Annotated in this window: 9 protein-coding genes and 1 pseudogene; all 10 read left to right on the forward strand. The window is 69.5% G+C overall.

Going from position 1 to position 8,147, the window contains the following annotated elements:
- Window positions 1-2: 2 nt before the first annotated feature.
- The gene (locus Mspo_RS19015; RefSeq protein ID WP_159732811.1) at window positions 3-1,673 is read left to right on the forward strand and encodes a GspE/PulE family protein; all 1,671 of its coding nucleotides are present in this window, start codon (window positions 3-5) and stop codon (window positions 1,671-1,673) included.
- Between the two features lie 100 nt (window positions 1,674-1,773).
- Entirely contained in the window at window positions 1,774-2,976 is a 1,203-nt protein-coding gene (locus Mspo_RS19020; protein ID WP_244613557.1) for a type II secretion system F family protein, read from the forward strand.
- Window positions 2,973-3,536 (forward strand): type II secretion system major pseudopilin GspG, encoded by a 564-nt coding sequence (gene gspG / locus Mspo_RS19025; protein ID WP_159732813.1) that lies wholly within the window; start codon window positions 2,973-2,975, stop codon window positions 3,534-3,536. Before Mspo_RS19020 ends, gspG begins: the two co-directional genes overlap by 4 nt.
- Window positions 3,523-3,966 carry a prepilin-type N-terminal cleavage/methylation domain-containing protein gene (locus Mspo_RS19030; RefSeq protein ID WP_201281761.1) on the forward strand — a complete coding sequence of 148 codons (444 nt, stop codon included), beginning with the start codon at window positions 3,523-3,525 and terminating at the stop codon, window positions 3,964-3,966. Before gspG ends, Mspo_RS19030 begins: the two co-directional genes overlap by 14 nt.
- On the forward strand, window positions 3,956-4,378 hold the full coding sequence (locus Mspo_RS19035) for a type II secretion system protein (RefSeq protein WP_159732815.1): 423 nt from the start codon (window positions 3,956-3,958) through the stop codon (window positions 4,376-4,378). Before Mspo_RS19030 ends, Mspo_RS19035 begins: the two co-directional genes overlap by 11 nt.
- Window positions 4,379-4,457: 79 nt before the next feature.
- Entirely contained in the window at window positions 4,458-5,198 is a 741-nt protein-coding gene (locus Mspo_RS19040) for a prepilin-type N-terminal cleavage/methylation domain-containing protein (RefSeq protein ID WP_159732817.1), read from the forward strand.
- Window positions 5,195-6,097: a type II secretion system protein GspK gene (locus Mspo_RS19045; protein ID WP_159732819.1), complete on the forward strand. Its 903-nt coding sequence runs from the start codon at window positions 5,195-5,197 to the stop codon at window positions 6,095-6,097. The genes Mspo_RS19040 and Mspo_RS19045 overlap by 4 nt, the downstream gene beginning before the upstream one ends.
- Window positions 6,098-7,144 (forward strand): PilN domain-containing protein, encoded by a 1,047-nt coding sequence (locus tag Mspo_RS19050; protein WP_159732821.1) that lies wholly within the window; start codon window positions 6,098-6,100, stop codon window positions 7,142-7,144. It abuts the gene before it with no gap.
- Between the two features lie 4 nt (window positions 7,145-7,148).
- Complete coding sequence (gene gspM, locus Mspo_RS19055; protein WP_159732823.1) at window positions 7,149-7,697, forward strand: type II secretion system protein GspM; 549 nt, start codon at window positions 7,149-7,151, stop codon at window positions 7,695-7,697.
- Window positions 7,694-8,147 (forward strand): annotated as a pseudogene (locus Mspo_RS19060) (hypothetical protein); the annotation flags it as partial. The gene gspM and the pseudogene Mspo_RS19060, both read left to right, overlap by 4 nt.

Below are 8,147 nucleotides of genomic sequence, written 5' to 3' on the forward strand. Positions count from 1 at the left end.
CGATGTCCGGCGAGGCGTTTTTGGACTATCTTGGTCGGGGAGGGGGGCTTCGCGAGGGCGACGCGCTGGAGGCGGCGCGGCGCGGCGATGGCGGCGCGGCGGGCGGCGAGCTCGATTGGGCGAGCGTGACGAGGCTGACGGCCTCCGCCTTCGCCGACGCGCTCGCGGGCTTCTATTCGTGCGAGCGCGTGGCGCGCGGCGGCCTCGGCGGCGCGGCGTTCGCCGGCGAGGCCTTGTCGCCGCGTTTTCTCAAGGAAGGGCGCCTGTTTCCCTTCCTCCATGACGATGAGCTTTTCCTCGCCATCGCGGCGCCGCTCGAGGAGGAGATGCGTCTCGCCGTGGAGACCGCCCTCGGACGGCGCGCGAAGCTCGCCGTGGCGACGGCGGAGGAGATAGAGGCGGCGCTCGGCTCCGCGCGGGAGCAGACGCGAGCCGAGCCCGCGGAGATCGCGAGCGCGGAAGCGGCGTCCGACGATCTCGACGATCTGCGCGATCTCGCGCGCGGCGCGCCGGTGGTGCGCGCGCTCGACGATCTGTTGCGCCTCGCCGTCGAGCAGCGCGCGACCGATCTCCACATCGAGCCTTTCGCCGGCGCGCTGCAGGCGCGCATCCGCGTCGACGGCCTGCTCAAAGCCGCGCCGGCGCCGCCGCCGAGCATGGCCAAGGGCCTGCTGTCGCGCCTCAAGATCATGGCCGGGCTGAACATCACCGAGCGCCGCCTGCCGCAGGACGGTCGCGCGCGCATCGCCGTGGGCGGCGCGGAGATCGATCTGCGCGTCGCCACCTCGCCCAATCTCTATGGCGAGGGCGCGGTGGTGCGCCTGTTGCGCAAAGGCGCCGGCGTCGTCGCGCTCGGCGAGCTCGGCCTCGCGCCGCGCGACGGCGAGATATTGCGGCGAATGCTGCAGGCGCCCTTCGGCATGATCATCGTCACCGGGCCGACCGGCTCCGGCAAGACGACGACGCTCGCCGCTTCGCTCGCAGAGATCAACGAGCCGACGCGCAAGATTCTCACCGTCGAGGACCCGGTCGAATATCAGATCGCCGGCGTCAATCAGCTGCAGGTCCATCCCGGCATAGGGCTCACATTCGCGGCCGCGCTGCGCTCCTTTCTGCGTCAGGATCCGGACGTCATCATGGTCGGCGAGATGCGCGACGCGGAGACGGCGCATATCGGCGTTCATGCGGCGCTCACCGGCCATCTGGTGCTGACGACATTGCACACCAACACGGCGGCGGGCGCGATCACGCGGCTCATCGACATGGGGGTCGAGAGCTTTCTGCTCGGCTCCTGCGTTCGCGCCGTCGTCGGCCAGCGCCTCGTCCGCATTTTGTGCGCGGACTGCAAGGAGCCGCATTCTCTGACGCGCGCGGATCTCGAAGCGGATGCGCGCTACGCCACGCTCGGCTTGGCGGAAGGCGAGACGCTCCATCGTCCGAAGGGTTGCGAATGGTGCAATTTCACCGGCTTTCGCGGGCGCAGAGGCGTCTTCGAGGTCATCGAGGCCTCCGCCGCTCTTCGCGCGGCGATCGGGCCGAAAGTGAGCACGCATCAATTGGAGCAGGTCGCGAGAAGCGACGGCATGACCTCGATGACCGAGGACGGCGTCGACAAATGTCGCGCCGGCCTGACGACGATCGACGAGATTTTCCGCGTCACCATGAGCTTGTGAGAGCTGGAGCTTGTGAGAGCTGGAGCTTGTGAGAGCTGGAGCTTGTGAGAGCTGGAGCTTGTGAGATCTGGAGCTTGTGAGATTTGGAGCTTGTGAGATCATGCCGCAGTTTCGCTATCGCGCAGTGACGCAGACGGGAGAGATGGTCGTCGGCGAGGTCGAGGCGGCGACGCGCGAGGAGGTGCTGCGCCGCATCGAATATCTCGGCCATCTGCCGATCGAGGCGGAGATCGCCTCGCGAAAGCGCATCGGCGGGGCGGCCGGCGGCGCGCGGCCGCCGGCGCGCGACGTGACCATTTTTCTGCGGCAATTGGCGCTTCTCGTCGGCGCCGGCCTCACGCTGGAGGCGGCGCTGCAGACGCTGGCGGAGGATGCGAGCAAGCCGATAGAGCGTTTTGCGACGGGCCTGCGCTCGATGATCTCCTCGGGCGACAGTTTCGCCGAGGCGCTGGAGCGGCACGCTCACATCATCGATCCCGCCTATGTCGCCATGGCGCGCGCCGGCGAAGCCTCCGGCAGACTGCAAGCCGTGCTCGTCGCCATCGTCGAGGATCGCGTGCGGCGCGAGCGGCTCTCGGAGCGCGTCGGCTCGGCCATTCGCTATCCTTCGTTTCTCATCGGCGCGGCGCTGCTCGTCATGTTCTTTTTTCTGCTCTATGTCGTGCCGCAATTTGCGCCCGTGTTCCACGATCTCGGCGATCGCCTCAATGGCGGCGTCGCTTTCGTGCTCGCCGCCTCCGCCTGGCTGCACGCCAATCTCTACGCCGTTCTCGCGGTCTGCGCGGCGATCGCGCTCGCTCTCTTTCTCCTCTTCTCGAGGCGAGAGGCGCGCGCGGCGGCGATCTCCTTCATCGCGCGCGTTCCGGGCGTCGCCGGCCCCATGCAGGATTGGCGCACGACGCGCGTCATCGGCGCGCTCGGACTTCTGCTCGGCAATGGCGTGCCCTTGCCGACGACGCTGAAAATCCTGCGCGACGTCGTCGTCGAGCCGCGATCCGTCGCGGCGATCGACGAGATTCACGAAAAGGTGCGCAGCGGACGCCGCTTCGCCGAGGCGCTCGCCGAGACGGCGCTGCTGCCGCCGCTCGCCGTGCGCATGTTGCGCATCGGCGAGGAGACCGGCGACCTTCCCGCCATCGCCGCCCATGCGACGCAATTCTACGAGCAGCGGCTCGGCGCCGGCCTCGATCGGCTGATGGGCGCGATCGGCCCGGCGGCGATCGTCGTCGTCAGCATTCTCGTCGGCGCGCTCGTCGTCTCGATCATGAGCGCTTTGCTCAGCATAACGGAGCTCGCCCAATGACCTATTCTTTCGATATTGTCGCTTGCGACGCGAGCCCGAAGGCGCGCGGTCCAGAACGCGGCCCGGATCGCGCGCCTTCGGGCTCGCAATTCCATCGACGTGAGAGTCGCGCCGAGCCCGCCTCGCGCATTCGAATCTCGGGTCGCGGACGCGCCGCCTACACGCTCGTCGAGATGCTGGTGGTGCTGACCATCATCAGCCTCATCCTCGGCCTCGTCGGTCCGCGCGTGCTGAACTATCTCGGCGAGTCCCGCGTGAAGACGGCGCGTCTGCAGATCGAGAGCTTCGCCTCGGCGCTCGATCTCTTCTACATAGATGTCGGACGCTATCCGTCTTCCTCGGAAGGGCTCGCCGCGCTCGTGCAGCGCCCGGGCGGCGTCGACATTTGGAACGGCCCCTATGTGAAAGGCGGCCGCCTGCCCAATGATCCTTGGGGCAAGCCCTATGTCTACCGCTTTCCCGTCGATCACACTCCGCCTTACGCGATCGTCTCGCTCGGCTCGGACGGGCAGGAAGGCGGCGTCGGCGCGGCGGCGGATATTTCCAATGTCGAGCATTGATCGGCGCGCCGGCTTCACCCTCGTAGAGACAATGGCCGTGATGATGATCGTCGCGCTGGTCTCCAGCCTCGTCGTCACATGGAGCTCGGGCTCCGGCCGCGCGCGATTGAAAGCGGTCGCGCTCGAAGCCGCGGCGCTTCTGCGACGAGAACGGCTCGCGGCGATGCTGAGCGGAAAGCCGCGCCATGTCGCGCTCGATCTCTCGGCGCGCGCGCTCATCGGCGAGAGCGGCGGAAAGCTCGCCGTGCCGCAGGACGTCTCGCTCGATCTGCTCGCCGCCGAGGGATCGAGCGGCGATCTGCGAGCGGTCGCGCGTTTCGAGCCGGACGGCGCCTCCACCGGCGCCGTTCTGGCCTTCGCCAAGGAGAGCGCGCGCTATGATGTGCGCGTCGACTGGTTCAGCGGCAAGGTGTCGGTCGATGCGCCGTGACGCAATCTCCCGCCGAGCCGGCTTCACCCTCATCGAGGCGCTGGTCGCGCTCGCGGTTCTGAGCGCCTTCGCCGCCGCGCTCGGCCCGGCGCTTTTTTCTGCGCGCGGCGCGCTCGCCATGGGCAAGGGCCGCGTCGCCGCGCAGCAATTGCTGCGCTCGCTCATCGCGGCGCCCGTCGATCGCGCCGGCGCGCTCGAAACGCGCGAGGGAGAGAGCGGCGGCTTTCGCTGGCGCGTCGCCTTCGAGCCGATCTTTCTCGAGACGCCCGCCTTTCCGGAGGCGGCGCCGGCGAAAGAGGCGAAAGACGGCGCCGATGCGCGCAAATGGTCGGCCTATCGCGTGGAGGCGCGCGTCGCCTGGGGCGGTCAGTCGGTCGCGGCCGAGACGATCCGTCTCGCGCGCGATCGTTAGAGCTATTCGAACTCGCATGTTCTTTTCCGAAAACCGCTTCGCACTTTTCGGAAACATGCTAGACTTCGGGAGGGGAGCCTTGCGAGCTTTTGCGCACAAAGGACGCCGCGCCGGCTTCACCCTCGTGGAGACGCTCGCCGCGCTCGCCGTGGCTTCGTCGATCATCGTCGGCGCGGCGACGCTCACCCATCATGTCGCCTTCCATTTCGATCATGGCGCGCGCAGCGTCGACGAGGCGGAGCGCCTCGCCCTCGCCATGGAGCGTCTTGCGCGCGATTTCGGCGCGGCGAGCTTCGTCGCTCTGACGCCCGCCGGCGCGTCGCGCAAGCAGCCGGAGGAGCGGCCCGCGCCGATCGCTTTCGACGGGAGCGCGGAGCGGCTCGTCTTCGTGACGGCGAGCGCCATCGGCGCGCGCGCGGCGCTCGAGGAGATCGTCGCCTTCTCCATCGAGCCGGCGGGCGGAGAGAGCGCGCGGCTCGTCCGCCGGCGCGCGCCATGGCTCGGTCCGCGCGCCGGGCTGGACGCCGCGAACGCGCAAGACGCGGTCATTCTGCTGGAGGGGCGGTTCGACATGTCCTTCGTCTACGCAAGCATCGAGGACGGCGCCGCGAGCTGGCGCGTCGCTTGGCGCGGCGAGGCCGAATTGCCGCGCCTCGTCCGCCTCGATCTGCGCGACAGAGAGACAGGCGAGCAGCTCTTTCCAGGCGCCGAATTCGTCCTGCGCGCCGATGCGCCGGCCGCCTGCGCGAATGCGAGCGCGCAATGTCTTCCCGGAAAGAAGAAAGAGCCGGAGGCGCCGGCGCGGCGGGCGCCGACATGAAGCGCTTTCATCGCATCCGCTCGCGCAGAGGCGTCGTCCTCGTCGCCGTTCTGTGGACGATCGCGCTGCTCTCGGCGCTCGCCATGGCCGCTTCGACGAGCCTGCGCGGCTTTTCGGGACTGCTGGCGATCGATCGCGACCGCGTGCAGGCCGAGGCGCTGATCGGCGCGGGGATAGAGGTCGGCGCCGATCTGCTGCTGAAACATGGCGGCCGCCCGCTGCTGCCGATCGAGACGCGCTTCTCGCTGCGCAGCGGCGAAGGGCGCGTGCGGCTGAGCGACGAGCTCGGCCGCATCGACATCAACAAGGCGCCGGTCGAGACGCTCGCCTCTCTGCTCGCCGGCCTCGGCGCGGCGGACGCCGAGACGGCGGCGCGCGCCATCATAGCGTGGCGCGATCCGGGCGGCGCGTCGATGCAAAAGCCGGCGCAAAAGGCGGACTCTTCCGAACCGCGCCGATTCGAGCCGGCCTTCACCAATGTCGATCAATTGGCGCAGATTCCCTCCATGCCGCCCGATCATGCGCGTCTCGTCGCGCCTTTCGTCACGGTCTTCGGCGAAGAGACGGTGAATGCGGCGACGGCGCCGCCCGACGTGCTGCGCCTTCTGCCGCAAATGAACGAGGCGCGCGTCGAGCGTCTCATGGAAGCGCGCGCGGCGGGACGACTCGAGGCGGGGGCCTGCGAGCAAATTCTCGGTCCCGCCGCGCGTTACGCCAAGCCTGCAGATCACGGCGTCGCGCGGATCGACATCGCCGTCGCGCTCGCCGACGGCTTCGCCGCCGAGGCCGAGGCGATCATCGTCGCGCTGCCGAAGGACAGCGAGCCGTTTCGCATTCTCGCCTTTCGCCAGTCTCCCCGCCCGTCGGCCTATGCCGGCGCCTCTTCGCAGAGAGAGTGAATGCCGACGCTCGATCTTCTCCTCCGCTGGCTGGATCTTCTGAGCGCTCTCGTCCTGCGCCTCGGCGCGGCGCGGCGCAATCGCGACATGCTGCGCGTCACGCGCTCGGGCGAAGAGATCGCGTTTCGCGCCGGCGCCGATCCTGACGCGCCGCTCCTCGCCGCCACGCCCATCGGCGCCGCGCCGCCGCGGGAGGTCCTCGCCCGCGCGCGCTTCGTCGTGCTCGAATGGCCGCGCGAGAAGACCATCACGCGCACGCTGACGCTGCCGGCGCAGGCGCGCGATTTTCTCGCCGGCGTCGTCGCCAATCGGCTCGATCGTCTCTCGCCCTGGCCCGTCGGCCAGATTCTGCACGGTCATCTGGCGACGCCGCAGGCGGACGCCTCTCGTCTGACCGTGCGCGTGCTCATCGCCCACAAAACGGATGTCGACGGCGCGCGCGCCGCGCTCGCCGACATGGGGCTCACGGTCGATCGCGTCGTCGCAGCGGCCGGCGCCGCCCGCGAGCCTGTCGTCTTGTGGACGAGAGGCGCGGCGCAGGGCGATGCGGCGTCGCGCCGGCGCATGCGCCTTTGCGTCGGCGGCGCGATCGGCGCCTATGTCGCGCTCTGCGCCATTGTCGTCGCAGTCGCGTCGCTGTCCGCGAGCGCGCTGCAACAAGAGGCGGAAACGCTCGCCGCTCGCGCCCATGCGCTGCAAAAACGCGCCGACGCCGCGAAGAACCCGGCCGCCGTCGCCGCATTGCAGCCGCGAGAGCGGGCCTGGATCTGGAAAGAGACGTCGACGCCGATCGTCGCTCTCGTCGACGCATTGTCGCGCGCCATTCCGGACGGCGCCTTTCTCGAGAGCCTCGCGCTGGAGGCCGGCAGGCTGCGCATGACGGGGCTCGCCGAGAACGCCCCGCCGCTCATCGACGCGCTGGAGAAAAGCGGGCGCTTCTTCGACGCGCGCTTTTCGGCGCCGACGACGCGCGCGCCGGACGGGAAATCGTTTCGCTTCGGCATAGAGGCGCAGCTCGCCGCCGCCGCGCCGAAAAAGGGGAAATGACGAGATGCGAATCGATTTCGATCTCGAGCTCGATCGCGAGCAGAGCCTCGCGCTCGGCGCGCTCGCGCTTCTGCTCCTCTTCTGCGGCGGCGCGGCGACGGCCGCTCTCGGCTCCTGGAGCGAGGCCGCAGACGAGGCGGCGCAGCGGCGCGCCATCCTCGCGCAGGTGGAGGCGGCGCAGCGCCATGGCGCCGCGGGCGGCGGCAGAGCGGCGCTCGCGCCCGACGCGGCCTTTCTCGTCGCGCCGACGATCGGACAGGCCAGCGCGCTGCTGCAGGCCCATGTCGGCAAGCTCGTCGCCGCGCGGCATGCGAGCGTCGCCACATCCGCCGCGCAGCCGGCGCTGCGCGAGGACACGCCCGACGTCCTGCGGCTGCGCGCGACATTCGACATGGGGCTCCCGGCCCTGCAGGCGCTGCTCTACGAGCTCGAGACGGGCGCTCCTTATGTCTTCGTCGACGCGCTCGCCGTCTCCCCGCAGCGCGGCGCCGGCGAGCCGCTCCTGCGCGTCACCCTCGATCTGCGCGGCCTCTGGCGGAGGCCGCAGATATGAGAAGACCGTTTCTCTTCGTCATTGCGATCGTCGCCGCATTCGACCCCGCCGCCGCACAGGAAAAATCCGAGCGCGCCCCGATCAATCCCCTGGCGCGTCTCGAGCTGAAGGATTTCGCCGAGACAATACAACGCCCGCTGTTCTCCGCCACTCGCCGCCCCCCGCCGCCGCCCGCGCCCATTCGTCATGAAGCGCCGCCGCCGCCGCCGCCGGAGCCGCCGTCTTTCACCCTGGAAGGCGTCGTGACCGATCGACGAGGGACGCATGCTTTCGTCAAGAGCGGACCGCCGACGAAGATGCGCAGCCTTTTCCAGGGCGATGAGGTCGAAGGATGGAAGGTCGTCGAAATCGCGCCGCAGCGCATCGTCCTCGAGCGCGGGCCAAGCAAATTCACCGTCGCGCTATTCACGCGGCGACCCCGTCCTTCCAGGATCGCTGCGACGCCGCCGC

The sequence above is a fragment of the Methylosinus sp. Ce-a6 genome, from assembly GCF_009811655.1.
Lineage (GTDB): Bacteria > Pseudomonadota > Alphaproteobacteria > Rhizobiales > Beijerinckiaceae > Methylosinus.